Origin of the sequence: Pseudomonas sp. PMCC200344 (assembly GCF_030053095.1) — a bacterium.
GTDB classification, from domain to species: domain Bacteria; phylum Pseudomonadota; class Gammaproteobacteria; order Pseudomonadales; family Pseudomonadaceae; genus Aquipseudomonas; species Aquipseudomonas svalbardensis.
In genome coordinates, this window is sequence record NZ_CP125618.1 from 2,166,644 (window position 1) to 2,191,606 (window position 24,963).

General features: G+C 59.7%; 21 protein-coding genes. 7 read left to right on the top strand and 14 right to left on the bottom strand.

Annotated features, from left to right (window positions below; translation table 11 throughout):
• Positions 1-2: 2 nt before the first annotated feature.
• The 6 genes from ccoO (QFW87_RS09685) to ccoN (QFW87_RS09710) form a co-directional block, all read right to left on the bottom strand.
• The gene (gene ccoO / locus QFW87_RS09685; RefSeq protein ID WP_018925301.1) at positions 3-611 is read right to left on the bottom strand and encodes a cytochrome-c oxidase, cbb3-type subunit II; all 609 of its coding nucleotides are present in this window, start codon (positions 609-611) and stop codon (positions 3-5) included.
• Positions 611-2,053: a cytochrome-c oxidase, cbb3-type subunit I gene (gene ccoN / locus QFW87_RS09690; RefSeq protein WP_283183759.1), complete on the bottom strand. Its 1,443-nt coding sequence runs from the start codon at positions 2,051-2,053 to the stop codon at positions 611-613. The genes ccoO (QFW87_RS09685) and ccoN (QFW87_RS09690) overlap by 1 nt, the downstream gene beginning before the upstream one ends.
• A gap of 482 nt (positions 2,054-2,535) precedes the next feature.
• Positions 2,536-3,489: a cytochrome-c oxidase, cbb3-type subunit III gene (ccoP, locus tag QFW87_RS09695; protein ID WP_283183760.1), complete on the bottom strand. Its 954-nt coding sequence runs from the start codon at positions 3,487-3,489 to the stop codon at positions 2,536-2,538.
• Positions 3,486-3,686 carry a CcoQ/FixQ family Cbb3-type cytochrome c oxidase assembly chaperone gene (locus tag QFW87_RS09700; protein WP_283190897.1) on the bottom strand — a complete coding sequence of 67 codons (201 nt, stop codon included), beginning with the start codon at positions 3,684-3,686 and terminating at the stop codon, positions 3,486-3,488. Before QFW87_RS09700 ends, ccoP begins: the two co-directional genes overlap by 4 nt.
• A 21-nt stretch (positions 3,687-3,707) precedes the next feature.
• Positions 3,708-4,316, bottom strand: coding sequence for a cytochrome-c oxidase, cbb3-type subunit II (ccoO, locus tag QFW87_RS09705; RefSeq protein WP_283190362.1), 609 nt, complete (start codon positions 4,314-4,316; stop codon positions 3,708-3,710).
• A 10-nt stretch (positions 4,317-4,326) separates the two neighbouring features.
• Complete coding sequence (gene ccoN, locus QFW87_RS09710; protein WP_283190363.1) at positions 4,327-5,751, bottom strand: cytochrome-c oxidase, cbb3-type subunit I; 1,425 nt, start codon at positions 5,749-5,751, stop codon at positions 4,327-4,329.
• A 109-nt stretch (positions 5,752-5,860) separates the two neighbouring features.
• On the opposite strand from ccoN (QFW87_RS09710), the gene QFW87_RS09715 reads away from it, so the two are divergent.
• A complete protein-coding gene (locus tag QFW87_RS09715) occupies positions 5,861-6,538 on the top strand; it encodes an alpha/beta family hydrolase (protein WP_283190364.1) in 678 nt (225 codons plus the stop codon).
• A 113-nt stretch (positions 6,539-6,651) separates the two neighbouring features.
• On the opposite strand, the gene QFW87_RS09720 is transcribed toward QFW87_RS09715, so the two are convergent.
• The 4 genes from QFW87_RS09720 to acnA all read right to left on the bottom strand — a co-directional run bounded on the left by QFW87_RS09720 (position 6,652) and on the right by acnA (position 12,803).
• Entirely contained in the window at positions 6,652-7,119 is a 468-nt protein-coding gene (locus tag QFW87_RS09720; protein ID WP_283190365.1) for a hypothetical protein, read from the bottom strand.
• 237 nt (positions 7,120-7,356) lie between these two features.
• Positions 7,357-8,922: a PAS domain-containing methyl-accepting chemotaxis protein gene (locus QFW87_RS09725; protein ID WP_283190366.1), complete on the bottom strand. Its 1,566-nt coding sequence runs from the start codon at positions 8,920-8,922 to the stop codon at positions 7,357-7,359.
• A gap of 103 nt (positions 8,923-9,025) precedes the next feature.
• Entirely contained in the window at positions 9,026-9,817 is a 792-nt protein-coding gene (locus QFW87_RS09730) for a CPBP family intramembrane metalloprotease (protein ID WP_283190367.1), read from the bottom strand.
• 244 nt (positions 9,818-10,061) lie between these two features.
• Positions 10,062-12,803 carry an aconitate hydratase AcnA gene (gene acnA / locus QFW87_RS09735; protein WP_283183778.1) on the bottom strand — a complete coding sequence of 914 codons (2,742 nt, stop codon included), beginning with the start codon at positions 12,801-12,803 and terminating at the stop codon, positions 10,062-10,064.
• A gap of 222 nt (positions 12,804-13,025) precedes the next feature.
• Here acnA and rlmM point away from each other — a divergent pair, with 222 nt between their 5' ends.
• Both rlmM and tusA read left to right on the top strand, forming a co-directional pair.
• A complete protein-coding gene (rlmM, locus tag QFW87_RS09740) occupies positions 13,026-14,099 on the top strand; it encodes a 23S rRNA (cytidine(2498)-2'-O)-methyltransferase RlmM (protein WP_283183779.1) in 1,074 nt (357 codons plus the stop codon).
• Between the two features lie 81 nt (positions 14,100-14,180).
• Entirely contained in the window at positions 14,181-14,432 is a 252-nt protein-coding gene (gene tusA / locus QFW87_RS09745) for a sulfurtransferase TusA (RefSeq protein WP_007907805.1), read from the top strand.
• Here the strand turns inward: tusA and QFW87_RS09750 are convergent.
• Positions 14,429-15,838 (bottom strand): MATE family efflux transporter, encoded by a 1,410-nt coding sequence (locus tag QFW87_RS09750; protein WP_283183780.1) that lies wholly within the window; start codon positions 15,836-15,838, stop codon positions 14,429-14,431. The two genes, tusA and QFW87_RS09750, sit on opposite strands and share 4 nt — an antisense overlap.
• A 175-nt stretch (positions 15,839-16,013) precedes the next feature.
• Between QFW87_RS09750 and pdxB the strand changes: the two genes are divergently transcribed.
• Entirely contained in the window at positions 16,014-17,156 is a 1,143-nt protein-coding gene (gene pdxB / locus QFW87_RS09755; protein WP_283190368.1) for a 4-phosphoerythronate dehydrogenase PdxB, read from the top strand.
• 87 nt (positions 17,157-17,243) lie between these two features.
• Here the strand turns inward: pdxB and QFW87_RS09760 are convergent, their stop codons facing one another.
• On the bottom strand, positions 17,244-17,423 hold the full coding sequence (locus tag QFW87_RS09760) for a PA1571 family protein (protein WP_283190369.1): 180 nt from the start codon (positions 17,421-17,423) through the stop codon (positions 17,244-17,246).
• A gap of 260 nt (positions 17,424-17,683) precedes the next feature.
• On the opposite strand from QFW87_RS09760, the gene QFW87_RS09765 reads away from it, so the two are divergent.
• Positions 17,684-19,477, top strand: a complete 1,794-nt coding sequence (locus QFW87_RS09765) for an ABC transporter transmembrane domain-containing protein (RefSeq protein ID WP_283183783.1) — start codon at positions 17,684-17,686, stop codon at positions 19,475-19,477.
• A gap of 80 nt (positions 19,478-19,557) precedes the next feature.
• On the opposite strand, the gene QFW87_RS09770 is transcribed toward QFW87_RS09765, so the two are convergent.
• Complete coding sequence (locus QFW87_RS09770) at positions 19,558-21,486, bottom strand: transglycosylase SLT domain-containing protein (protein WP_283190370.1); 1,929 nt, start codon at positions 21,484-21,486, stop codon at positions 19,558-19,560.
• 213 nt (positions 21,487-21,699) lie between these two features.
• Between QFW87_RS09770 and QFW87_RS09775 the strand changes: the two genes are divergently transcribed.
• Positions 21,700-23,622 (top strand): ATP-binding cassette domain-containing protein, encoded by a 1,923-nt coding sequence (locus tag QFW87_RS09775; RefSeq protein WP_283183785.1) that lies wholly within the window; start codon positions 21,700-21,702, stop codon positions 23,620-23,622.
• Positions 23,623-23,688: 66 nt separating this feature from the next.
• On the opposite strand, the gene QFW87_RS09780 is transcribed toward QFW87_RS09775, so the two are convergent.
• Positions 23,689-24,126, bottom strand: a complete 438-nt coding sequence (locus tag QFW87_RS09780; RefSeq protein ID WP_008151425.1) for a universal stress protein — start codon at positions 24,124-24,126, stop codon at positions 23,689-23,691.
• Between the two features lie 104 nt (positions 24,127-24,230).
• On the opposite strand from QFW87_RS09780, the gene QFW87_RS09785 reads away from it, so the two are divergent.
• Positions 24,231-24,668 carry a hypothetical protein gene (locus QFW87_RS09785; RefSeq protein WP_283183786.1) on the top strand — a complete coding sequence of 146 codons (438 nt, stop codon included), beginning with the start codon at positions 24,231-24,233 and terminating at the stop codon, positions 24,666-24,668.
• Positions 24,669-24,963 lie beyond the last annotated feature (295 nt).

Below are 24,963 nucleotides of genomic sequence, written 5' to 3' on the forward strand. Positions count from 1 at the left end.
AATCACCGTTTGCTTTTGATGATGGTGCCCAGGCCTTGCAGATAGGCCACCAGCGCGTCCATTTCGGTTTTGCCCTTCACAGCATCCTTGGCGCCGGCGATGTCTTCGTCGGTGTAAGGGACGCCGAGCGTGCGCAAGACTTCCATTTTCTTGGCGGTGTCTTTGCCGTCGAGCTTGTTTTCCACGAGGAACGGGTAGGCCGGCATTTTCGACTCAGGCACAACGTTGCGCGGGTTGTACAAATGCGCACGCTGCCAGTCATCGGAGTAACGACCGCCAACACGGGCCAGGTCCGGACCGGTACGCTTGGAACCCCACAGGAACGGGTGGTCCCAGACGCTTTCACCGGCGACCGAGTAGTGGCCGTAACGTTCGGTTTCAGCGCGGAACGGGCGGATCATCTGCGAGTGGCAGCCGACACAACCGTTCGCGATGTAGATGTCGCGGCCTTCCAGTTCAAGGGCGGTGCGAGGCTTCATGCCTTCGACCGGCTTATTGGTGACGTCCTGGAAAAACAGCGGAACGATCTGGGTCAGGCCGCCGATGCTGACGGCGATAACCATGAAGAAGGCCAGCAGGCCAATGTTCTTCTCGACTGCTTCATGCTTCATCAGTGAGCTCCAACTACAGCAATCTGTTCAGCAGCTTTGGCTTCAGCCGGGTTCGAGGCACGTACGGTACGCCATACGTTGTAGGCCATGAACAGCATGCCGCTGGCGAAGAACGCACCGCCCAGGGCGCGAACGATGAAACCAGGATGGCTGGCTTGCAGCGCTTCGACGAACGAGTAGGTGAGGGTGCCGTCGTCGTTGATTGCACGCCACATCAGACCCTGGGTGATGCCGTTGACCCACATCGAAGCGATGTACAGAACGGTACCGATTGTCGCGAGCCAGAAGTGCGTGTTGATCAGACCGATGCTGTGCATCTGCACACGACCGAACAGTTTCGGGATCATGTGGTAGATGGCGCCGATCGAGATCATCGCTACCCAGCCCAAGGCACCGGCGTGTACGTGGCCGATGGTCCAATCTGTGTAGTGAGACAGCGAGTTGACGGTCTTGATGGCCATCATCGGGCCTTCGAAGGTCGACATGCCGTAGAAGGCCAGCGACACAACGAGGAAGCGCAGGATCGGGTCGGTGCGCAGCTTATGCCAGGCGCCCGACAGGGTCATCATGCCGTTGATCATGCCGCCCCAGCTTGGCGCCAGCAGGATGATCGACATCGCCATGCCCAGCGACTGAGCCCAGTCCGGCAGCGCGGTGTAGTGCAGGTGGTGCGGACCGGCCCAGATGTACAGGGTGATCAGCGCCCAGAAGTGCACGATCGACAGACGATAGGAGTAGATCGGACGCTCGGCTTGCTTGGGAACGAAGTAGTACATCATCCCCAGGAAGCCCGTGGTCAGGAAGAAACCGACCGCGTTGTGGCCGTACCACCACTGGATCATCGCGTCAGTCGCACCGGCGTAGGCCGAGTAGGACTTGAACAAGCTGACCGGCAGGGAAGCGTGGTTGACGATGTGCAGCATCGCCGTCACAACGATGAAGGCACCGTAGAACCAGTTACCCACATAGATATGTTTGGTTTTGCGCTTGGTAATGGTGCCAAAGAACACCACGGCGTAGGTGATCCAGACAATGGCCAGCAAAATGGCGATAGGCCATTCCAGTTCAGCGTATTCCTTGGACGTGGTGTAGCCCAGCGGCAAGGAAATGCCTGCACCGACGATCACCGCTTGCCAACCCCAAAAGGTGAAGGCCGCGAGACTGTCGGAAATCAGTCGCGTTTGGCAGGTTCGCTGCACGACGTAATAAGAAGTGGCAAACAGTGCACAACCACCGAAGGCGAAAATCACCAGGTTGGTGTGCAACGGGCGCAGGCGTCCAAAGCTCGTCCATTCCAGACCGAAGTTCAACTCCGGCCAGACCAGTTGCGAGGCGATGAAGACACCGAGCCCCATGCCAAGGATCCCCCAGACCACCGTCATGATGGCGAACTGGCGGACTACCTTATAGTTATAAGCAGTCGGACTGATTGCTGTGCTCATTCTAAGGTTCCACGGTTTGGGTGTTTTATTAGGAGTAAAAATCGGCCGCAAGTATGGAGAAAGCGGGGGGTCATTGCAACGCGCCATGACCTGGGTCAATGCTTTCAAAAGCTGATTCTGCGGCCTTTCCATGCGCCGCGTAAGGACAAAACTGCCGAAGGGCAAAATGTCGCAGCAGACGAAAATGGTGAGGGGTCAGGTCGAATGTAACGGGGTGTGTTCAAACACAACGAGCGGGTGACAGATGGCAATTGGCACGACAGCCGGTATCTACCAGCCTTTGCGGCTTGCCATCGAGCAGATTCGTCGAACACATCGGGTTGGGTCGACCTGGAACCGGCTCATGCCAGTCCGCATCGGGGGAAGCTTAGCCCCGAATCTGGGGAACCGAAAGGAGGACTAACGGAGGGGTGCGACACTTGGTCGCAAAGGGGCAGGGAACTGCCGCATCCGGGAGAATGCGGCAGCAGAACGGTCGAGATTTATTCGTGTTTGCCTTCAGCCTGCAAACGCTCGGTGTTCAGCCCATGAGACAAGCTGTAAACGTAAGCGGCCAGCAGTTGCACCTTGTCGTTGCCGAGCAGTTCATTCTGCGCCGGCATATGGCCTTGGCGACCATGACGAATGGTCTGTTGCAGTTGCGCCAGGCTTGTTCCGTAGATAAAACCGGCCGGTTGCGTCAGATTCGGCGCACCCATGGCTTCAGTGCCCTGGCCGTTTGCACCATGACAGGCTACGCACATCGTGCTGAACGCTTGCTGTCCGGCATGCAGGTCGGCACCGCTGTCGGCAGGCAACGACAGGCCGGCCAGGTCGTGGCGCACGTAAGCCGCGACGTTCTTCACGCCGGCATCACCCAGGATTTCACCCCAGGCCGGCATCGCGGCCATGCGACCACCCATGATCGTGGTTTTGATGGTGTCGGCGTTGCCGCCCCAGCGCCAGCTGGTGTCTGCCAGGTTGGGGAAGCCAAAGGCGCCCTTGGCATCCGAGCCGTGGCAGACCGCGCAATTGGAGGCAAACAGGCGACCGCCCATTTTCAACGCTAGCGGGTCCGCGGCCACTTCTTCCACGGGCATCGCCGCGAATTTGGCGAAGATCGGTCCGAACTTCGCATCTGACTTGGCCATTTCCTTTTCCCACTCGTGGACCCCGGTCCAACCGTCCTCGTAACCCGGCAGAACGCCTTTCCAGTTGCCCAGGCCGGGGTACAGCACCAGATAGCCCACGGCAAACACCAGCGTGCCGGCGAACAGCATGAACCACCACTGCGGCAGCGGGTTGTCGTACTCCTCGATCCCGTCGAAGCTGTGGCCCATGGTCTGGTCGACGCTGCCCTTGGTTTCGCCCTTGCGGGTGCTGATCAGCAGCCAGGTCAGGCCGATCAGGCTGCCGATGGTCAGTACGCAGATCCACGTACTCCAGAAGGTGGTCATGGCCGGGTACTCCTTGTTTCAGGTTCTTGGGTGGCGTCATCGGGTAGCGGTTCATCGGCGAACGGCAGCAAACGCGCTTCGGCGAATTCCGGATTGCGCTTGCTGTTGAACACCCACAGCGTCAGGCCGACGAAGGCCACAAACACCACGACGGTGCCCAGGCCGCGGATCATTCCACTGCTCATTTCGCTCACTATTTCAAAGGGCATGGCCATGGCTCACCTCTTGCTCTTGATGGATGTGCCAAGCACTTGCAGGTAAGCGACCAGTGCGTCCATTTCGGTCTTGCCCTTGAGCGAGGCGACAGCGCCTGTGATGTCGTCGTCGGTGTACGGCACGCCGAGGGTGCGCATCGCCTTGATCTTGCTTTCGGTGTGGCTGCTGTCGAGTTGATTGGCCACCAGCCACGGATAGCCGGGCATCTTCGATTCCGGCACGACGTTGCGCGGGTTGTACAAGTGCGCGCGGTGCCAGTCCTCGGAGTAGCGATCGCCGACCCGGGCCAGGTCCGGACCGGTACGTTTCGAGCCCCACAGGAACGGGTGATCCCAGACGCTTTCACCGGCCACCGAGTAGTGGCCGTAGCGTTCGGTCTCGGCGCGGAACGGACGGATCATCTGCGAATGGCAGCCGACGCAGCCTTCGCGGATGTAGATGTCGCGACCTTCCAGTTGCAGTGCGGTGTAGGGCTTCATGCCTTCCACCGGTTTATTGGTCACGTCCTGAAAGAACAGCGGGACGATCTGGGTCAGACCGCCAATGCTCACGGCCAGCACCATCAGCAACATCAGCAGGCCGACGTTTTTCTCGATTGTTTCGTGTTTCATGGCGGCCTCCTCAGGCGATCTGCGCGGCAGCGGCGACTTCGGCAGGCTGCGAGGCCCGCACGGTGCGCCAGGTGTTGTAGGCCATCAGCAACATGCCGCTGAAGAAGATCGCACCGCCTACCAGGCGCACGACGAAGCCTGGGTGGCTAGCCACCAGGGTTTCGACGAAGGAGTAGGTCAGCGTGCCGTCTTCATTGACAGCGCGCCACATGAGGCCCTGGGCGATGCCGTTGACCCACATCGAAGCGATGTACAGCACGGTGCCGATGGTGGCGAGCCAGAAGTGCGCGTTGATCAGGCCGATGCTGTGCATCTGCGTGCGACCGAAGATTTTCGGAATCATGTGGTAGAGCGCGCCGATGGAGATCATCGCGACCCAACCGAGGGCGCCGGCGTGAACGTGGCCGATGGTCCAGTCGGTGTAGTGGGAGAGGGCGTTGACCGTCTTGATGGCCATCATCGGCCCTTCGAAGGTCGACATGCCGTAGAACGCCAGCGAAACCACGAGGAAGCGCAGGATCGGGTCGCTGCGCAACTTATGCCAGGCGCCCGAGAGCGTCATCATGCCGTTGATCATCCCGCCCCAGCTTGGCGCGAGCAGGATCAGCGACATCACCATGCCCAGCGACTGTGCCCAGTCCGGCAGCGCGGTGTAGTGCAAATGGTGCGGACCGGCCCAGATGTACAGGGTGATCAGCGCCCAGAAGTGCACGATCGACAAACGATAGGAATACACCGGACGCTCGGCCTGTTTCGGCACGAAGTAGTACATCATCCCGAGGAAACCGGCGGTGAGGAAAAAGCCTACGGCGTTGTGGCCGTACCACCACTGAACCATGGCATCGGTAGCACCCGCGTACACCGAGTAGGACTTGGTAAAGCTCACCGGCAGCTCAAGGTTGTTGACGATGTGCAAAATGGCCACGGTGATGATGAACGCACCGAAGAACCAGTTGCCGACGTAGATGTGCTTGGTCTTGCGCTTGGCCAGCGTGCCGAAGAACACCACGGCGTAGGCGACCCAGACGATGGTGATCAGGATATCGATCGGCCATTCCAGTTCGGCGTATTCCTTGGAGCTGGTGTAACCCAGCGGCAGGCTGATGGCCGCCAGCAGAATCACGACTTGCCAGCCCCAGAAGCAGAACGCGGCAATTTTCGGCGCGAACAATCGGGTCTGGCAGGTGCGCTGCACCGAATAGAACGAACTGGCGAACAGGGCGCAACCGCCGAAGGCGAAGATCACTGCGTTGGTGTGCAACGGGCGCAGGCGCCCAAAGCTGGTCCACGGCAGATTGAAGTTGAGTTCAGGCCAGACCAATTGAGCTGCGAGAAAAACCCCGAGCCCCATGCCGACGATGCCCCACACCACCGTCATAATGGCGAATTGGCGGACCACCTTGTAGTTGTAGGCGGTACTGATAGAAGTGTTCATGGTTCCCCATCCACGGTTCAGCCGAAGTGAAGGCCCGCCTTTGCGAGTAAGCCGCACGGCAGACGCTCCCTTCGCCTGGAGTTATAGGCAGACTAAAAGCGAGGCAAGCATGGACAAAGAGCACAAGGCCAGTATTGACGGGGATCAATGGGCGCGGTGTGTGCGGGATCATGGATGGTTGTGGAATGCCGCCTCAGCGCCGGCATCGGCGACGTTGATCCTCGCCCATGGCGCCGGTGCGCCGATGGACAGCGCCTGGATGAACGATATGGCTGCACGCCTTGCTGCTTCTGGGGTCAACGTGTTGCGCTTCGAGTTTCCGTACATGGCGCAACGACGTGTTGAAGGCGGCAAACGTCCACCGAACCCGGCCCCGAAACTGCTCGAATGCTGGCATGAGGTGTATGCGGTGGTGCGACGCCATGTCGCTGGGCGTTTGGCCATTGGCGGCAAGTCCATGGGCGGGCGGATGGCCAGTCTTTTGGCGGATGAACTGGAGGTCGATGCGTTGGTATGCCTTGGGTATCCGTTTTATGCGGTGGGTAAACCGGAGAAACCTCGGGTTGAGCATTTGGCCGCGCTGAAGACGCCGACGTTGATCGTGCAGGGCGAGCGGGATGCGCTGGGGAATCGCGAGGCCGTCGAGGCTTACACGTTGGCGCCGGCTATCGAGGTCTTCTGGATGGTAGCGGGGGATCATGATTTGAAGCCGTTGAAGGCTTCGGGGTTTACCCATGAACAGCATCTGGCGGCTGTGGCGAGCAAGGTGTCCGAGTTTCTGCAGTGAAGTTTGCGGTGTCGGGCAGGGCCTCATCGCGAGCAAGCTCGCTTGTGTCTTGGGCAGGAATTAGACTGAGGGTGAGAGCCTGCTCGCGATAGCGGTTTAGCAGACGACATCCTTCATTGATCGTCTCTTGTCAGTTTGAATGTGCCGTTTGGATTCAAGCGGTAGCCTTCGCTTTTGAAAATAGCGTTGAAGTCGCCTTGTACCGTTCCTTTGATCGGGTCAAGTCTGATAGTCAGTTCGGCATTGTCAGCGTCGACAAACCGGAAACCGGTGAAACCAGGCGGTGCGGGTATCGAGTGACTGTGCGAAACATCCAGCTCATCGCCTAGCTTATAAGTCCGCTCCAGCAGAGTGTCATCGATGTAGGGCACGGACACTTTGAAACTGAAGTAGTTCTCGTCGTCGAGTGTTCCTGTGATTCCGGACATAACCCAGCTAAGTTCGCCGGTAGGCGGGAACTCGTGTAGGAAAAATAGAGTTTTCTCGGCCCTTGTCACTTCACTTCCGAAGTTCCAGTGAAAATCGTTTCCTGGTGCCTGAATACTGTTCCCTTTCGGGATGAAAATATCTTTTGTGCTCATGGCGAAATCCTTCTCTGTCCACATGGGAATGAAGCAAATGCCGACGGGTATCTCGGCACTCGATTGATATCCCGCCCACGCGGGTGCGTCTACTGTCAAACCTGACAGCTATACACCGGGTTTTAGATGTGTATGACGCTTGCCTACGTCCAATCGTGCGTCTCGGTAATGCTTTCCATGACGCAATAAAAAACCCGGAAGTATCACCTTCCGGGTTTTTTGCCCTGCTTGCAGAGATCAGCGGTTAAACCGCTCCACCAACGAATACTGAGTATTCGCAGTCTTCGTCAGTTCTTCACTCAACAGCGCCGAGTGTTGAGCCTGTTCCGAGGTCTGATCCGCCAGTTGCGAGATGTTGCTGATGTTGCGGCTGATCTCTTCGGCGACAGCGCTTTGCTCTTCAGTCGCCGCAGCGATCTGGGTGGTCATGTCGGTGATGTTGGCCACCGCTTCGCTGATCCCCACCAGTGCCTGATCCGCTTCCAGAACCCGCGCCACACCTTCTTCGGCCTGGCGATGACCGGCCTCCATGGTTTGCACCGCAGTGCTGGCGGTTTGCTGGAGCTTGGCGATCAGGGCGTGGATCTGCCCGGTGGATTCGCTGGTGCGTTGCGCCAGTTGGCGAACTTCGTCGGCAACCACCGCAAACCCGCGACCCATTTCACCGGCACGGGCCGCTTCGATAGCCGCGTTCAAGGCCAGCAGGTTGGTCTGGTCGGCGATGCCTTTGATCACATCGACCACGCCACCGATTTCGTCGCTGTCCTTGGCCAGTTGAGTCACGGTCCGGCCGGTTTCACCGACCACCACCGACAGGCGCTGGATGGCTTCGCGGGTTTCCCCTGCGATGTCGCGGCCGCGACCAGTCAGGCGATTGGCTTCCTGAGTCGCATCGGCCGTGCGCTGCACGTGGCTGGCGACTTCCTGAGTGGTGGCGGCCATCTGATTGACGGCGGTGGCCACTTGCTCGGTTTCGACGCGTTGGCGTTCCAGACCGTTGGAGCTGTTATGCGCCAGGGTGTCGGACTGTTTCGCTTGGTCGCTCAGGTGCTCGGCGGTGTCCTGCAGACGGGTCAGGCAGGTTTTCAGGCGGGCTTCCTGGCTGAGGATCGACATCTCCAGACGTGCTTGAGCGCCGCGACTGTCGGTGTACATCTGCGCGATCAGCGGGTCAGAGGTTGTCTGCCCGGCCAGGTGCAGCAGGCGCTTGAGGCCGCGTTGTTGCCAGCTCAACCCCAACAGGCCCAATGGCACCGACAGGCCGGCGGCCAACGCAAAACCCCATTGGGAATTGAGCGACGCACCGATCATGAAGCTCAGCTGGCTGACGAGGATGAACGGCAGCCAGTCCTGCAGCACCGGCAGCCATTTGTCCGTTGAAGGAATCGCCGACTTGCCCTGGTTGATGCGTTGGTAGAGCGCTTCGGCGCGGCGGATCTGCTCGGCGGTGGGTTTGACCCGCACCGATTCGTAACCGACCACCTGATTGCCTTCGAAAACCGGTGTGACATAGGCGTTAACCCAATAGTGATCACCGGTCTTGCAGCGATTCTTGACAATGCCCATCCATGGCAAGCCTTGTTTCAGTGTGCCCCACATGTGCGCGAATACCGCGGCCGGGACGTCAGGGTGACGGACCAGGTTATGCGGCGCACGGATCAGCTCTTCACGAGAATACCCACTGATTTCGACGAAAGCATCGTTGCAGTATGTGATCACGCCCTTGGCATCGGTGGTGGAAATCAACCGTTGCTGAGCCGGGAAGGTCCGTTCGCGTTGTGTAATAGGCTGGTTGTTACGCATGGCTTTTTCAATCCGCAAGGCTTTGACTGGTTGTCGGCATCGTCAGCCATTTATTGAGATTATTTTTCAGTAATCAGTGGCTCGTCGCAAAACGACCCTTGCGTCAGCCGGCGATCATCGGATAGGTGAACAGCCCGAAATGCAGCAGGTTCAGGCCGAAATGGGTGGCGATGGCCGCACCCAAGCCACCAAAACGGTAGGCCAGACCATAGCCGACACCCGCCAGACTCGCCAGCAACACCCATTGCCAGCCGGCGCCCACATGCACCAGGCTGAACAGCAGCGAGGCGAGGAGCAGGGCGAGGTTTTCACCGTAGGGCAGGTTTTTGAAGCGCCGGGTCAGACCGCCCTGGATGTAGCCGCGAAAGAGTGCTTCCTCGACCAGGGTCACCAGCAGCAGATTGTTCAGCGCCCATAACCAGGCTTGATGGGGCCACTTCGGTGCCCAACTGATCACGCCCAGCAACAGCGCGCCACCCAAGGCCAACACGGCACTCAGGGACAGCGCCATAGCAGTGGCATAAATGGAAAGGCGCAGCGAACGGCGGCCGACAATCCACGGGCAGACCAGTAATAGCCAAAAGCCTATTAGTGATTTGTCCAGATTCAGGTACATGGAAAACGGTACGGCATCGTCGGTGAATCGCTGAGGGTCGATGGCGCGACCGTTGTAGAAACCGGGAAGCCAGTGCATCGCCAGTGCCAGGGCCAGGACAATGAATAAGGCGTGACCGAGGTGCCACGCGATGGAGAGCTTTTGTTGGCGAACTGCGAAGCCGGCGAACAGCAGCAAAGCAACGGAGATGCCGGCCAGCCAGCCAAGTTGGCCGTAGATCAGTGCCAGACCATAGCCAGTAGAGAGGAGAGCCAGATAAATCCATGGCAGGGCAATCATGTGAGGTCCTTGGTCTTTTGGTCAGCGGATAACCTGTAGCAGCTGCCGGAGGCTGCGTTCGGCTGCGTAGCAGTCGTAAACCCTGAATCCACGATGAATCTGAAAAGCCGCGATGCCTGATTTGCGACTGCTACGCAGCCGAACGCAGCCTTCGGCAGCTGCTACATAGAGGCGCGGGATTATAGGGGCGCTCGCGGCCCAAACAAAAACACCGCCCGAAGGCGGTGTCTGTGTCAGCAGGCTGTTACGAGGCAATCAACTGCCGCAACACGTAATGCAAAATCCCCCCCGATTTGAAGTACTCCACCTCATTCAGGGTATCGATCCGGCACAACACCTCGACTTTCTCGCGGCTGCCGTTTTCACGGGTGATCACCAGCGTCAGGTTCATCCGCGGCGTCAGCTCTACGCCGGTCAAACCCAGAATATCGAGCGTCTCCTTGCCGGTCAGGTTCAGGCTCTTGCGGTTTTGATCCAGCTTGAACTGCAACGGCAACACGCCCATGCCTACCAGGTTGGAGCGGTGAATCCGTTCGAAACTTTCCGCAATGACCGCTTTGACCCCCAGCAGATTGGTGCCCTTGGCCGCCCAGTCACGACTCGAGCCGGTGCCATATTCTTGCCCGGCAATCACCACCAGCGGCGTGCCCGAGGCTTGATAACGCATGGCCGCGTCGTAGATCGGCATCCTCTCCCCGGTGGGAATGTAAATCGTATTGCCGCCTTCTTCGCCACCGAGCATCTCGTTGCGAATGCGGATGTTGGCGAAGGTGCCGCGCATCATCACTTCGTGGTTGCCGCGACGCGAGCCGTAGGAGTTGAAGTCTCGTGGTTCCACACCTTTCTCGCGCAGGTAGTGGCCTGCCGGGCTGTCAGCCTTGATGTTGCCGGCCGGAGAGATGTGGTCGGTGGTCACCGAATCACCCAGCAGCGCGAGGACTCTGGCACCGGCGACGTCCTTGACCACCGGCGGCGGCCCGCCGATGTCATCGAAGAACGGTGGATGCTGGATGTACGTCGAATCGTCCTGCCAGACATAGGTCGCCGCTTGCGGCACTTCAATCGCCTGCCATTGCTCGTCGCCGGCAAACACTTCGGCGTATTCCTTGTGGAACATCGCGGTGTTGACCTGGTTCACCGCGTCGGCGATCTCTTTGGTGCTTGGCCAGATGTCCCGCAGATACACCAGATTGCCCTCTTTGTCGGTACCCAAAGGCTCGCTGCTGATGTCGATGCGCACCGTACCGGCCAACGCATAAGCGACGACCAGCGGTGGGGAGGCCAGCCAGTTGGTTTTCACCAGAGGATGCACGCGACCTTCGAAGTTGCGGTTGCCCGACAGCACCGAGGCGACGGTTAGGTCGGCAGCCTGAATGGCTTTTTCGATCGGCTCCGCCAATGGCCCGGAGTTGCCGATGCACGTGGTGCAGCCGTAGCCGACCAAGGCAAAACCCAGTTCATCAAGGTACTGGGTCAGGCCGGCCGCCTTGTAGTAGTCGGTGACCACTTTCGAGCCTGGGGCCAGCGAACTCTTGACCCACGGTTTGCGCTTGAGGCCTTTTTCGACGGCTTTCTTCGCCACCAGGCCGGCGGCCATCATCACGCTCGGGTTGGAGGTGTTGGTGCAGGAGGTGATCGCGGCAATGACCACCGCGCCGTTTTTCAATCGATAAATCTGGCCGTCGTATTCGTAGTCGGCTTCACCGGCCAGATCGGCATTGCCCACCGCGACGCCACCGCCGCCTTCACTTTCGAGACGACCGACTTCCTTGCTGGTGGGTTTGAATTGCAGGTCGATGAAGTCACTGAACGCTTGCGCAACATTCGGCAGCGATACCCGGTCCTGTGGGCGTTTCGGCCCGGCAAGGCTGGCTTCGACGCTGCCCATGTCCAGCGCCAGACTGTCGGTGAACGCCGGTTCCTGTCCCGGCAGGCGCCACAGACCCTGGGCTTTGCTGTACGCCTCGACCAGTTTCACGGTCTCGCTGGGGCGGCCGGATAAACGCAGATAGTCCAGGGTGATATCGTCCACCGGGAAGAAGCCGCAGGTGGCGCCGTACTCCGGGGCCATGTTGGCGATGGTCGCGCGGTCGGCCAGTGGCAGGTCGGCGAGGCCGTCGCCGTAGAACTCGACGAATTTGCCGACTACGCCTTTCTTGCGCAGCATCTGGGTGACGGTCAGCACCAGGTCGGTGGCGGTGATGCCTTCCTTGAGCTTGCCGGTGAGTTTGAAGCCGATCACTTCCGGGATCAGCATCGACACCGGTTGGCCGAGCATCGCCGCTTCCGCTTCGATCCCGCCGACACCCCAGCCGAGTACGCCGAGGCCGTTGATCATGGTGGTGTGGGAGTCGGTGCCTACCAGGGTGTCCGGGAAGGCATACGTGCGCTCGTCCTCGTCCTTGGTCCAGACCGTGCGCCCCAGGTATTCCAGATTCACCTGGTGGCAGATGCCGGTGCCCGGCGGTACCACGCTGAAGTTATCGAAGGCGCTTTGGCCCCAGCGCAGGAACGCATAACGTTCACCATTGCGCTGCATTTCGATGTCGACGTTCTGTTCGAAGGCGCTGGCGCTGGCGAATTTATCGACCATCACCGAGTGGTCGATGACCAGATCCACGGGGGAGAGCGGATTGATTCGCTGCGGGTCGCCGCCAGCCTTCGCCATCGCGGCGCGCATGGCGGCGAGGTCGACCACGGCGGGAACACCGGTAAAGTCTTGCATCAATACCCGCGCGGGACGGTACTGAATTTCACGGTCGGAGCGACGTTCCTTGAGCCAGGCGGCAATCGCCCTGAGGTCGGCGCCGGTGACGGTTTTTTCATCTTCCCAGCGCAGCAGGTTTTCCAGCAACACTTTCAACGACATTGGCAGCTTGTCCAGATCGCCCAAGCTCTTGGCGGCATCCGGCAAACTGAAATAGTGATAGGTCTTGTCGTCAACTTGTAAGGTTTTAAGGGTTTTCAGGCTATCGAGGGACGGCATTGAAATGACTCCTTTGAGTCCGCACGGCTACGGACTGAGGGGACGGACAGAGCATTAAAACTAGCCCTGTTTTAAGTAGCTGGCTAATAACTGGACTCTATCGACAAGTCCGAGGTTCCGAACTCGGCTATCATGCGCCCGTTTTCGTGACAGGCTTTGCTTCAACGCAAGTCTGGGCATCGCGCAGTGGTTGAATTTCTCGCCATCTGCCCAGGAGTAAGAATGAACACCCTCTTTATGCATTGCCGGCCGGGCTTCGAAAGCGAAGTCTGTTCCGAGATTTCCGAACACGCCGCGCGGCTGAACGTGGCCGGTTATGCCAAGGCCAAGACTGCCAGCGCCTGCGCCGAATTCATCTGCACCGAAGAAGACGGCGCCCAGCGCCTGATGCGTGGTCAGCGTTTCGCCGATCTGATCTTCCCTCGCCAGTGGGCTCGCGGGATTTTCATTGATCTGCCGGAAACCGACCGCATCAGCGTGATCCTCGCGCACATGGCGGACTTCCCGCTGTGCGGCAGCCTGTGGCTGGAAATGGTCGACACCAACGATGGCAAGGAACTGTCGAACTTCTGCAAGAAGTTCGAAGGCCACCTGCGCAAGGCGCTGATGGCCGCTGGCAAACTGGTTGAAGATGCCCATAAACCGCGCCTGCTGCTGACCTTCAAAAGTGGCCGCGAAGTGTTCATGGGGCTGGCCGAGTCGAACAACTCGGCGATGTGGCCGATGGGCATTCCGCGGCTGAAGTTTCCGCGTGAAGCACCGAGCCGTTCGACGCTGAAACTGGAAGAGGCGTGGCACCATTTCATCCCTCGCGATCAGTGGGACGAGCGTCTGCACAGTGATATGACTGGCGTCGACCTTGGCGCTGCTCCCGGCGGCTGGACCTGGCAACTGGTCAACCGCGGCATGCTGGTGACCGCGATCGACAACGGCCCGATGGCCGAAAGCCTGATGGACACCGGTCTGGTGCAACACTTGATGGCTGACGGTTTCACCTTCAAGCCCAAGCAACCGGTGGACTGGATGGTCTGCGACATCGTCGAGAAACCGGCGCGCAACGCCGCGATGCTGGAAGAATGGATTGGCGAGGGGCATTGCCGCGAAGCGGTGGTCAACCTCAAACTGCCGATGAAGCAGCGTTACGCCGAAGTGAAGCGTTTGCTGGAGCGCATTGCCGACGGGTTCAAGGAACGCGGCATTCGGGTCGAGATCGGCTGCAAGCAGCTGTATCACGACCGCGAAGAAGTGACCTGCCACCTGCGCCGGATCGACGTAAAGAAACCGAAATCCCGCTGATACACAGGGATCGGTGTAACGCCAAAGATGACCGAACACCCGGCAATGCGCGACAATGCCGGCAAGTTTCAGGAGTGAATCATGAGTGAAATGATTGATACGCCGGTTGACGGCACCCTCGACGCCACCGGCCTCAACTGCCCGGAGCCGGTGATGATGCTGCACCAGCACATCCGTGACCTGGTGCCCGGCGGCCTGCTCAAGGTGATCGCCACCGACCCGTCGACCCGTCGCGACATTCCCAAGTTCTGCGTGTTTCTCGACCACGAACTGGTGGCGCAGCACGAAGAGGCAGGCACCTACCTCTACTGGATCCGCAAGAAACTCGCTTAACCCGCCGACTGACTGATGCGGATCCGCTTGCGTGCACTGCGCGTCAGGCGGATCGACAGCATCAGCGCCGCGCAACTCAAGCCCACGATCAATCCCTGCCACAGCCCGCTCGGGCCGCTCGGCGTGCCGAACCAATCGGTCAGGCCCAACGCGTAACCCACCGGCAAACCAATCCCCCAGTAAGCGAACAGCGTCAGGATCATCGTCACCCGAGTGTCCTGATAGCCGCGCAATGCGCCGGCAGCCGTCACCTGGATCGCATCGGAAAACTGGAACAGCGCCGAATACACAATCAGCATCGCCGCGACATGAATCACAGTCGGATCAGACGTGTAGATCGTTGCGATGTGTTCACGCAGCAATAGCATCATGCTCGCGGAGATGCACGCATAGGCCAGCGCCGTGCCCATGCCGACACCGGCGGCGAAGCGGGCCTGGCGCGGCTCCTGACGGCCGAGCGCCTGGCCGACCCGCACGGTCACGGCCATGCCAAGGGAGTAAGGAATCATGAACACCAGCGAGCTGAAGTTCAGCGCGATCTGATGCCCGGCCACCACTGTCGCGCCGAGGCTGCCGATCAGCAGCGCAATCACCGCGAAGATGCTCGACTCGGCGAACACCGCGATGCCGATCGGCAGGCCAATGCCCAGCAGGCGTTTGATCACCGACCACTGCGGCCAGTCGAAACGGCTGAACAACTGGCTCGACTGATACGCCGGCGCCCAACGCTCCCACCCGGCCATGCCCAGGGCCATCACCCACATCACGATCCCCGTGGCCCAGCCGCAACCGACACCGCCCATGGCCGGCACACCGAAGTGGCCATAGATGAAGACGTAGTTCAGCGGAATGTTCAGCGCCAGCCCGCACAGGCCCAAAACCATGGCCGGACGCGTGCGCCCCAGGCCATCACTGAAACAGCGCAGCACATGGTAGAACGCGACGGCGGGCAAACCGCTGGCGATGCCATGCAGGTACTGCATGCACGGGCCGATCAATTCGGGATCGACCTTCATGATGTGCAAAATCGGTTCGGCGCTGAACAACATGCCGGTCGCCATCAAGCCCACCACCAATGCCAGCCACAGTGCCTGGCGCACGATCGGGCCGATCTCGCTGTGGGTGCCAGCGCCGAAACGTTGGGCGACTTTCGGGGTAGTAGCCAGCAGAGTGCCGGTCATCAACAGAAACACCGGCACCCAGATCGAGTTGCCCAGCGCAACCGCCGCCAGATCCATTGGCCCGACCCGGCCCGCCATCACCGCATCGACGAAGCCCATGGCGGTGGTCGCCAGTTGCGCGATCATGATCGGCAAGGCCAGGCCGAGCAGGTTTTTCAGCTCCAGGCGAACCCGGGCCGGGCGGGTTAGGGAAGTAGCGGCGGGGCGGTCAGTCACGGAATTCAAGGGCGAAACGTCCAAAGATGTTGATGCGCAAGGCGGCGCATTCTACGCCCTGACGCAGTGGTCAGGAAAAGTCCTGTGTTGCGGATTTGTAATCGGATTTTGAATGTTTCTGCATCCCCGGTGGCCCATCACCTCTATCTCCGCCTACACTGCCGATCCGCCAAAGGAGCCTGCCATGCTGATTGTTGCCGACGAAAATATCCCGCTGCTCGATGCCTTCTTCGAAGGTTTCGGTGAAATCCGCCGGGTGCCGGGACGTTCCATTGACCGCGCTACCGTCGAACAGGCCGATGTGCTGCTGGTGCGCTCGGTGACCAACGTTAACCGCGCGTTGCTCGAAGGCAGCAAGGTACGCTTTGTCGGCACCTGCACCATCGGCACGGATCACCTGGATCTGGATTACTTTCAGCGGGCCGGCATCACCTGGTCCAGCGCACCCGGCTGCAACGCCCGGGGCGTGGTCGACTACGTACTCGGCAGTCTGCTGACCCTGTCCGAAATCGAAGGCGCCGACCTGACTCAACGCACCTACGGCGTCGTCGGTGCCGGTGAAGTGGGCGGCCGGTTGGTCAAGGTCCTGCAAGGTCTGGGCTGGAACGTGCTGGTCTGTGATCCGCCAAGACAAGCCGCTGAAGGTGGCGATTACGTCAGCCTCGAACAGATCATCGAGCAGTGCGATGTCATCAGCCTGCACACGCCGTTGAAGAAACATGGCGCCCAGTTGACCTGGCATCTGTTCGATAAAAACCGTTTGAGCCAGCTCAAACCCGGCACCTGGCTGATCAACGCCAGTCGTGGCCCGGTGGTGGACAATGCCGCGCTGCGCCAGGTGTTGCTGCAACGCGAAGACCTGCAAGCAGTGCTGGATGTCTGGGAAGGTGAGCCTGAGGTCGATGTGGCACTGGCCGAACTCTGTGTGCTGGCGACGCCGCACATTGCCGGTTACAGCCTCGACGGCAGACAGCGTGGGACAGCGCAGATCTATCAGGCCTATTGCGATTTTCTTGGGCAGCCGGCCCAGGTCAGCTTGAGTGATTTGCTGCCGACGCCCTGGTTGTCGCAAGTGACCTTGAACGCTAACAGCGATCCGGCCTGGTCGCTGGCCATGTTGTGCCGTGGCGTGTACGACCCGCGCCGCGACGATGCGGATTTCCGTCGCAGCCTTGTAGGCAATGTGAACGAACAGCGTGCGGCGTTCGATTCACTGCGCAAGCATTATCCGCTGCGGCGTGAGATTGACGGGTTGGCGGTGCAGATCGATGGGGATTCGCCGGCATTGCAGAAGATCGTGGTGGCGTTGGGTGCTTCGGCTGTCTGAACCCCGCGATTGGGTGCGCAGCACCCTCAAAAGGCACCCATAAAAAACCCGGCCATCAGAGGCCGGGTCAAGAAGACGGTGGCTATATCACTCTTGTTCGGCAGGCTTGACCAATCGCTGTTCCAGTTCGCGGCAAGCGTCCTGGATCATGTCTTCAGTGATCGGTACTTCGCGCCCATCCTTATCGATAATTGAGCAACCCAGAGACTGGTCTGGCTGTGTGCGGATCACTTCAATCTTGTCTTCGCTACTGTTTTGCAAGGACATGGCCTGTCTCCTCATCAGGTTGTGTGCTTACTGTAGAACCGCCAGGTGACCGGGCTGTGACAACTCCCTGCGATCTTTCCAGAGCGGCAACATCAGTCCACCAGAAATACCGCAGCGTTGCCACCCGGACTTTAGACCAATACCGTCTAGGACCTAGTCTTTGCGGTCATATTTAACCTGACTCATTATGATTTACAGCGTTCAATCCCATCGACCGGTGTAGGCTTGATCGCGTCAAACCCTACTGGTTGCGCCATCGAATGATCTCCATCCTCTCATCCCGTCAACGGCGCGCCATGCGCCTGGCCCTGCGTTTCATCGCGCCTTATCGCTGGCCGGCCGTCGGTGCCTTGCTCGCATTGATCGTCACGGCGGGCATCACCTTGTCCATGGGGCAGGGGATTCGCCTGCTGGTGGATCAGGGTTTCATGACCCAGTCGCCGCATTTGCTCAACCAGTCCATCGGCTTGTTTATGTTGCTGGTGGTCGGGCTGGCGATTGGCACCTTCGCGCGTTTTTACCTGGTCTCATGGATAGGCGAGCGCGTTGTCGCGGACATCCGCCGTCAAGTGTTCAACCATCTGATTTATCTGCACCCAGGATTCTACGAAGACAACCGCAGCTCCGAGATTCAGTCGCGGTTAACCGCTGACACTACGCTGCTGCAATCGGTGATCGGCTCTTCGCTGTCGCTGTTTTTACGCAATCTGTTGATGGTGATCGGCGGGATCGTCCTGCTGTTCATCACCAACCCCAAGCTCACCAGCATCGTAGTGGTCGCGTTGCCGTTGGTGATCGCGCCGATCCTGATCTTTGGCCGTCGGGTGCGTAGCCTGTCGCGCCTGAGCCAGGACCGGATTGCCGATATCGGCAGCTACGTTTCCGAAACCCTGGGCCAGATCAAAACCGTGCAGGCCTACAACCATCAGGTCCAGGATGAGCAGCGCTTTGCCGCAACGGTGGAGGAGGCCTTCAACACCGCTCGCAAGCGGATCTTCCAGCGGGCCTGGCTGATTACCCTGGTGATCGTGCTGGTGCTTGGCGCCGTCGGGGTGATGCTCTGGGTCGGCGGAATGGATGTCATCGCCGGGCGAATTTCCGCGGGCGAGCTGGCGGCGTTTGTGTTTTACAGCCTGATCGTTGGTAGCGCATTCGGCACATTGAGCGAAGTGATCGGCGAACTGCAGCGTGCCGCCGGCGCCGCCGAGCGGATAGCCGAATTGCTGCGTTCGGAAAACATCATCCGGCCACCGACCGCTGACCTGGTGACCTTGCCTGAACGGGTAAAGGGTGACCTGGTGCTGCAAGACGTGCGCTTTTCCTACCCGTCGCGTCCCGAAAGCTATGCGGTCGATGGTTTGAATCTGACGATCAATGCCGGTGAAACCCTCGCGTTGGTCGGGCCGTCCGGTGCCGGTAAGTCTACGGTGTATGACTTGCTGCTGCGCTTTTACGACCCGGCCGAAGGACGCATCCTGCTCGATGGCGTGCCGCTGACTCAACTCGATCCGTTGGACCTGCGCCGCTGCTTCGCCCTGGTCTCGCAATCCCCGGCGCTGTTCTTTGGCAGCATCGAAGAGAACATCCGCTACGGCAACCCGACGGCAACCCTGGCCCAGGTTCAGGAAGCGGCGAAAATCGCTTACGCCCACGACTTCATCGAGCAAATGCCCAACGGCTACCAGACCCACCTTGGCGACGGTGGCCTCGGTTTGTCCGGTGGTCAACGCCAACGCTTGGCCATTGCCCGGGCCTTGCTGGTGGACGCGCCGATTCTGCTACTGGACGAAGCCACCAGCGCCCTCGACGCCCAGAGCGAACACCTGATCCAGCAAGCCCTGCCGAGCCTGATGAAAAACCGCACGACGCTGGTCATCGCCCACCGACTGGCCACGGTGAAAAACGCTGACCGGATCGCGGTGATGGACCAAGGGAAACTGGTAGCGGTGGGGACGCATCAGGAATTGATTGCGAGCAACGCGCTGTATGCGCGGTTGGCGGCGTTGCAGTTCAGTGATGGGCGCCATGTACCAACCGACCAAGTAACCGACTAAGTAATCGACCAAGTAGAGCACCCAAAAAAAATGCCCGCATCAATCGATGCGGGCATTTTTGTCTGCGCTTCAAAGCAGGCTCATTGATCGTCAAAGTAGCGCTCATGCCAATCCACCAGCGGTTGCGGTGAGTTGAGCTTCTGGCCGTAGATCACCGAGTACGACAACACGTTCTGCACGTACTGACGGGTTTCGTCGAACGGAATGCTTTCCACCCAGACGTCAAAACTCAGGTGGTCCGCACCGCGCAGCCACTGACGCACGCGCCCCGGGCCGGCGTTGTAAGCGGCGGAGGCGAGGACGCGGTTGCCGTTGAACTGGCTGTGGACCTGGCTCAGGTAAGCGGCGCCGAGCTGGATGTTCTTATCCGGATCGAACACTTGCTGCGGCGAGGCCAGTGGAATGCTGAACTTGCGCGCGGTTTCCTTGGCGGTGCCGGGCATCAGTTGCATCAGGCCGCTGGCGCCAACGCCGGAGCGGGCGTCGGCCATGAAGGCACTTTCCTGGCGGGTGATGGCGAACACCCAGCTCGAATGCAGGCCGCGAACCTTGGCTTCGCGCACCAGGGTTTCGCGGTGGGCCATCGGGAAGCGGATGTCCAGGTCGTCCCAGTACTTCGCCTGACTGATGGTGCGGATCGCCGGGAAATACCATTTCAGGTCGTAGGCCAGTTTCGCCTGGGCGACCATTTCGTCGCGGCTGAAGTGGCGGCTGACGTGGTACCACTCGCGGCGACCATCGACGATCTGTCCGCGAGCATGAAACTCAAGCGCCCGACGCACGCCTGGGGTATTGCGGACCTTGTTGATCAGCGCCTGGCTTAGCACCAGCGGTTTGTTGTTCAACGAGTAGGGCAGCTGCGAGCGATCCGCCGCGAGGAAACCGTAAAAATCACGCTCGCGGGCGAGGTCCTTATAAAGCGTCTGCGCTTCCGGGTTCTGCGGCTGCGCCAGTTCCAGGCTGCGGGCCTGCCAATAGCGCCAGCGGTTGGTGGTCGCCAGATCCGGCGGCAGGCGGCGAGTCAGCTGATAGGCATCGTCCCAGCGGGCCAGGCGCAGCAGCAGACGCAAGCGCCATTCGGACACCGTGTTGTCACGCAGTTCCGGGTCGTATTTAGTCATCATGTCCAGCGCGCGGCTGTCGAACCGTTTAGCCAGGGACAGGCCGATTTCCCGGGCGATCGCCACTTTTTCGTCACGGGAGAAGTGCATGCTGCTGGCATAACTATCGAGCATCTGCATCGCCCGGTCAGGATCCTGCCGCGCCAGACGGCGCAGGCCAAGGCTGACCACGTCGGACATCGGCTCATCGGCCGGAATGAACCGTGAAGGAGCGTTGAGCAGTTCGGGTTTCTGCGCCACCTCCACCAGCAAACGACCGCGAGGGGCGAGGGTGGTCAGTCCGTTGACCAAGCTGTTGGCCAACGGATAGTTGCGTGCCTGGGCGGCAAGCTTGGCGCGCTCCCAGCGTTTCTGCTCGGTCAGTTGACCTTCGGCGGCCCAAATACCAAACAGCGCATCGCACGCGGCGGGTTGGGATTTGCCGGTCAGCCAGAGTTTATTGGCGTTGGCGTAACCTTCGGATTTCTGGTTATGCCCGATCTGATACTGCGCGTTCAGGCAGTCCAGTTCGGTGAAATTGAGCTTGGGATCGTAGTACTTGACGAAGGTCGCCCAGTCGCCGCGTTCGGACAGCCAGCGCAACCAGCGCAACTTCATCCAGTTGGCCTGGGGCAGGTCACCGTGCTCGGCGAGGAATTTCTCGATTTCGGCATTGCTAGCGGTTTTAAGGCGAGCGGTCAGTTCGTCATACGCCAGGTACGGCTCCAGCGGGTAATCGCTGAGGGCCTGGCTGTAACGGAAATAAGGACCGGTATCCCCCTTGGCGAGGGCACGCTTGGCTTCATCGTAATACTGGCGCTGGGTGGACAGGTCCACCGCCTGGGCGGTTTGAACGGCAGTGGCAGAAAGAAGAAAACAGGATAAAAGACTGAAAAGGCGACTGCGCATGAGACGTCCGGGCAGAGAAATCATGACAAGTGCGAGCATGGCCTGCACTGAATTGTCTGTAGCTTAGCCTTTTGCCGGCAGCGGGCGAAAGCTTTGCCGGCCTGTCAGCATCAGTTCGCAACATTTGTCATGCAGAGTGTTGCGAAGGTGAAATTGCCGGCCTTCTGAAGCCTCAAGTCAGGTAGAATGCGCGCCCGGTTTTTGGAGAAGCTCATGACCCTGCTCAAATTCAGCGATGTGTCCCTTGCTTTCGGCGCTATGCCGTTGTTGGACAAGGTGTCCTGGCAGATCGCCCGTGGTGAGCGGGTGTGCATCATCGGCCGCAATGGCACTGGCAAGTCCAGCATGATGAAGCTCGTCAAGGGCGACCAGAAGCCTGATGAAGGCTCCGTTTGGCGCGCACCTGGCCTAAAGATTGGCGAATTGCCGCAAGAATTGCCGGTAGCCGACGAGCGGACCGTGTTCGACGTGGTGGCCGAAGGTCTGGACGGTGTCGGCGAGCTGCTCGCGCAGTATCACCACCTCAGCCAGAACATCGTCACCGACGCCGACCTGGACAAACTGATGCACGTCCAGCACGACCTCGAAGCCCGTGACGGCTGGCGTTTGCAGCAATTGGTCGACAGCACGTTGAGCCGTCTGCAGTTGCCGGCCGACAAGACCCTCGCCGAACTGTCCGGCGGCTGGCGTCGTCGCGTCCTGCTGGCTCAGGCTCTGGTTTCCGAACCCGATCTGCTGCTGCTCGACGAACCGACCAACCACCTGGATATCGGTGCAATTGCCTGGCTCGAAGAAGCGCTGAAGGATTTCCAGGGCGCCGTGCTGTTCATCACGCACGACCGTTCATTCCTGCAGAACCTCGCGACCCGCATTCTCGAACTGGATCGCGGTGGCCTGATCGACTGGAACGGCGACTACGCCAGTTTCCTCGTCCACAAAGAGGCTTCCCTGGCCGCTGAAGACACCGCCAACGCGCTGTTCGACAAAAAACTGGCCCAGGAAGAAGTCTGGATCCGCCAGGGCATCAAGGCTCGCCGGACCCGTAACGAAGGCCGCGTACGCGCCCTGAAAGCCCTGCGCAACGAGCGTAGCGAGCGTCGTGAGCGCACCGGCAAAGCCAACATTCAGCTGGATACGGCTGACAAGTCTGGCAAGCAGGTAATGGTCCTCGATAACGTGAGCTTCGCTCACCCGGGCGGCCCGTTCCTGATCAAGGATTTCTCGATGGTCCTGCAGCGCGGCGACCGTATCGGTCTGCTCGGCGCCAACGGTACCGGCAAAACTACATTGCTGAAGCTGATGCTCAGCGGTCTGCAGCCAACCAGCGGCACAGTGGAAGAGGGGACGCGCATCGACGTGGCCTACTTCGATCAGTTGCGCCATCAGCTGGACCTGGAAAAGACCGTAATCGACAACGTCGCAGAAGGTCGCGACTTCATCGATATCGATGGTCAGAGCCGCCACGTGCTGAGCTACCTCGGCGATTTCCTGTTCAGCCCGCAGCGTGCCCGCACGCCGGTGAAGGCGCTGTCTGGTGGTGAGCGTGCCCGTCTGCTGCTGGCGAAACTGTTCAGCAAACCAGCGAACCTGCTGGTCCTCGACGAACCGACCAACGACCTCGACGTCGAAACCCTCGAGTTGCTGGAAGAGGTCTTGCTGACCTTCAACGGCACCGTGCTGATGGTCAGCCACGACCGGGCATTCCTCGACAACGTGGTCACCAGCACCCTGGTCTTCGAAGGTGAAGGCAAGGTTCGTGAATACGTCGGTGGTTATCAGGACTGGCTGCGTCAGGGCGGCTCGCCGCGCCTGCTGGGCGTGACCGAGAGCAAGTCTGGCAAAGCCGACCTGACCTCCGCTGTCGTGACGGCCGAAGCGGCGCCAGTCGCTGCTGCTGTCGTCGAAGCGCCGGTGGCGAAGAAGAAGCTCAGCTACAAGTTGCAGCGTGAGCTGGAAATGTTGCCGGGTCAGATCGAAGCCATGGAGCAGCAGATCGCTACCGTTGAGGCGCAAATGGCCGATGCCGGTTTCTATCAGCGTCCTGCTGCCGAGACCGCTGCAGTGATCGCTCAGTTGGAGCAGTTGCAGGCTGAGCACGACGTAATGGTCGAGCGCTGGGCCGAGCTGGATGCCTGATTGATCCTGCTATAAAAAAGCCCGGCGTTCAGTGATGAGCGCCGGGCTTTTCGTAGGCGCTGTGGTTTAGCTTTTGATCAGGCGCACCGCGAGCACATCACAGGGCGCACCGTGCAGCACGTCATTGGCGGTTGAACCCAGCAGCAATGCCAGGCCGTGTCGGCCATGGCTGCCCACCACGATCAGGTCGCAGGTTTGTTCCTTGGCCAGGTGGTGGATTTCCTGGCGTGGCTGGCCGTAGGTCAGGTGGCTGTATTCTTTGGAGAGTTCCGGATACTTCACGATCAGCCGATCCAAGCGTTCCTTGGCCTGATCGAACTGCTGTTGTTGCAGTTGTGACAGGTCCATGGGCACGTCGCCGCCAAAGGCCATGGCCATTGGCTCGACAATGTGCACCAAGGACAATTTTGCCCCGTTGCTCACCGACAGTTCGCGAGCGCGGTGGATTACAGGATCGCACTCTTCGGTTAGATCTACAGCGACCAGAATGTGGTTGTAGGGCATGAGGTGCTCCTCCTGAGGGTTGCAATATTGGTAAGTATGGCTGGTTTCAAGCGCATTGTTTTCAAAGTGACTCAATGCGCTCATCAAGAATCGGGAGTACAGATATGACGGTCTGGATAGTGGTGTCAATCCTGTTGGTGGTACTGAGTCCGCTGGCATGGTTGCGACCGTCGCGCCACCAGAGCGGCCGCATGGCCCTGCGCATGGAGGCGCGACGCATCGGATTGGCGATGCAACTGGCGCCTCAGGACTGGCCGCACTGGCTGAGCAAGGAGCCGCCGAGCCCTTGCGCCCAATACCATCGACCGCGGCGTGGCAATCGGCCGGCGTGCTGGAGTTACTGGCAAAAAGCGCCGGGTGTGTGGGTCAATCAATGGCAGGAGGTCTGCGAGGAGCCTACGTTGTTGATTCATTTCGAAAAGTTGCCAGACAACGTTTACAAGGTCGAAGCAGACAAGCAGATGATCACGTTGTATTGGGGCGAGAAGGGCGAAGCGTCGGTTTTGGAGGATATTGATGCGGTGCTGAAGGCGCTGGCATAAATCGCGGAAATTTCGCGCCGCAATGGCGCGAAACGTCTGGCAAACAAGCAATAAAAAGCCCGACATCATCGGGCTGGAGTTGGCCAGGCAGGCCGGTAATTCTGTGTGGCGCTGATCTTACGCTGGGCATTCGCCAAAAGCGTTCATGTTTTTTTCCTCAAGGTCCCGCCAGCGTAGCTTTTTAAACAAAGGCTGCAGCGAATTAGGGCGACTTTTCTAACTATTGATCCTATGAATGACCTCACATGCAGCCGCGTGTTGCAGGGCTTCGCGGTACGGAAATGACCGGAAAGTC

Bases quoted from the DNA above. Each gene is read 5' to 3' on its own strand.
- ccoO (WP_018925301.1), bottom strand. From the start codon at position 611: ATGAAGCATGAAGCAGTCGAGAAGAACATTGGCCTGCTGGCCTTCTTC.
- ccoN (WP_283183759.1), bottom strand. From the start codon at position 2,053: ATGAGCACAGCAATCAGTCCGACTGCTTATAACTATAAGGTAGTCCGC.
- ccoP (WP_283183760.1), bottom strand. From the start codon at position 3,489: ATGACCACCTTCTGGAGTACGTGGATCTGCGTACTGACCATCGGCAGC.
- ccoO (WP_283190362.1), bottom strand. From the start codon at position 4,316: ATGAAACACGAAACAATCGAGAAAAACGTCGGCCTGCTGATGTTGCTG.
- ccoN (WP_283190363.1), bottom strand. From the start codon at position 5,751: ATGAACACTTCTATCAGTACCGCCTACAACTACAAGGTGGTCCGCCAA.
- QFW87_RS09715 (WP_283190364.1), top strand. From the start codon at position 5,861: ATGGACAAAGAGCACAAGGCCAGTATTGACGGGGATCAATGGGCGCGG.
- QFW87_RS09720 (WP_283190365.1), bottom strand. From the start codon at position 7,119: ATGAGCACAAAAGATATTTTCATCCCGAAAGGGAACAGTATTCAGGCA.
- QFW87_RS09725 (WP_283190366.1), bottom strand. From the start codon at position 8,922: ATGCGTAACAACCAGCCTATTACACAACGCGAACGGACCTTCCCGGCT.
- QFW87_RS09730 (WP_283190367.1), bottom strand. From the start codon at position 9,817: ATGATTGCCCTGCCATGGATTTATCTGGCTCTCCTCTCTACTGGCTAT.
- acnA (WP_283183778.1), bottom strand. From the start codon at position 12,803: ATGCCGTCCCTCGATAGCCTGAAAACCCTTAAAACCTTACAAGTTGAC.
- rlmM (WP_283183779.1), top strand. From the start codon at position 13,026: ATGAACACCCTCTTTATGCATTGCCGGCCGGGCTTCGAAAGCGAAGTC.
- tusA (WP_007907805.1), top strand. From the start codon at position 14,181: ATGAGTGAAATGATTGATACGCCGGTTGACGGCACCCTCGACGCCACC.
- pdxB (WP_283190368.1), top strand. From the start codon at position 16,014: ATGCTGATTGTTGCCGACGAAAATATCCCGCTGCTCGATGCCTTCTTC.
- QFW87_RS09760 (WP_283190369.1), bottom strand. From the start codon at position 17,423: ATGTCCTTGCAAAACAGTAGCGAAGACAAGATTGAAGTGATCCGCACA.
- QFW87_RS09765 (WP_283183783.1), top strand. From the start codon at position 17,684: ATGATCTCCATCCTCTCATCCCGTCAACGGCGCGCCATGCGCCTGGCC.
- QFW87_RS09770 (WP_283190370.1), bottom strand. From the start codon at position 21,486: ATGCGCAGTCGCCTTTTCAGTCTTTTATCCTGTTTTCTTCTTTCTGCC.
- QFW87_RS09775 (WP_283183785.1), top strand. From the start codon at position 21,700: ATGACCCTGCTCAAATTCAGCGATGTGTCCCTTGCTTTCGGCGCTATG.
- QFW87_RS09780 (WP_008151425.1), bottom strand. From the start codon at position 24,126: ATGCCCTACAACCACATTCTGGTCGCTGTAGATCTAACCGAAGAGTGC.
- QFW87_RS09785 (WP_283183786.1), top strand. From the start codon at position 24,231: ATGACGGTCTGGATAGTGGTGTCAATCCTGTTGGTGGTACTGAGTCCG.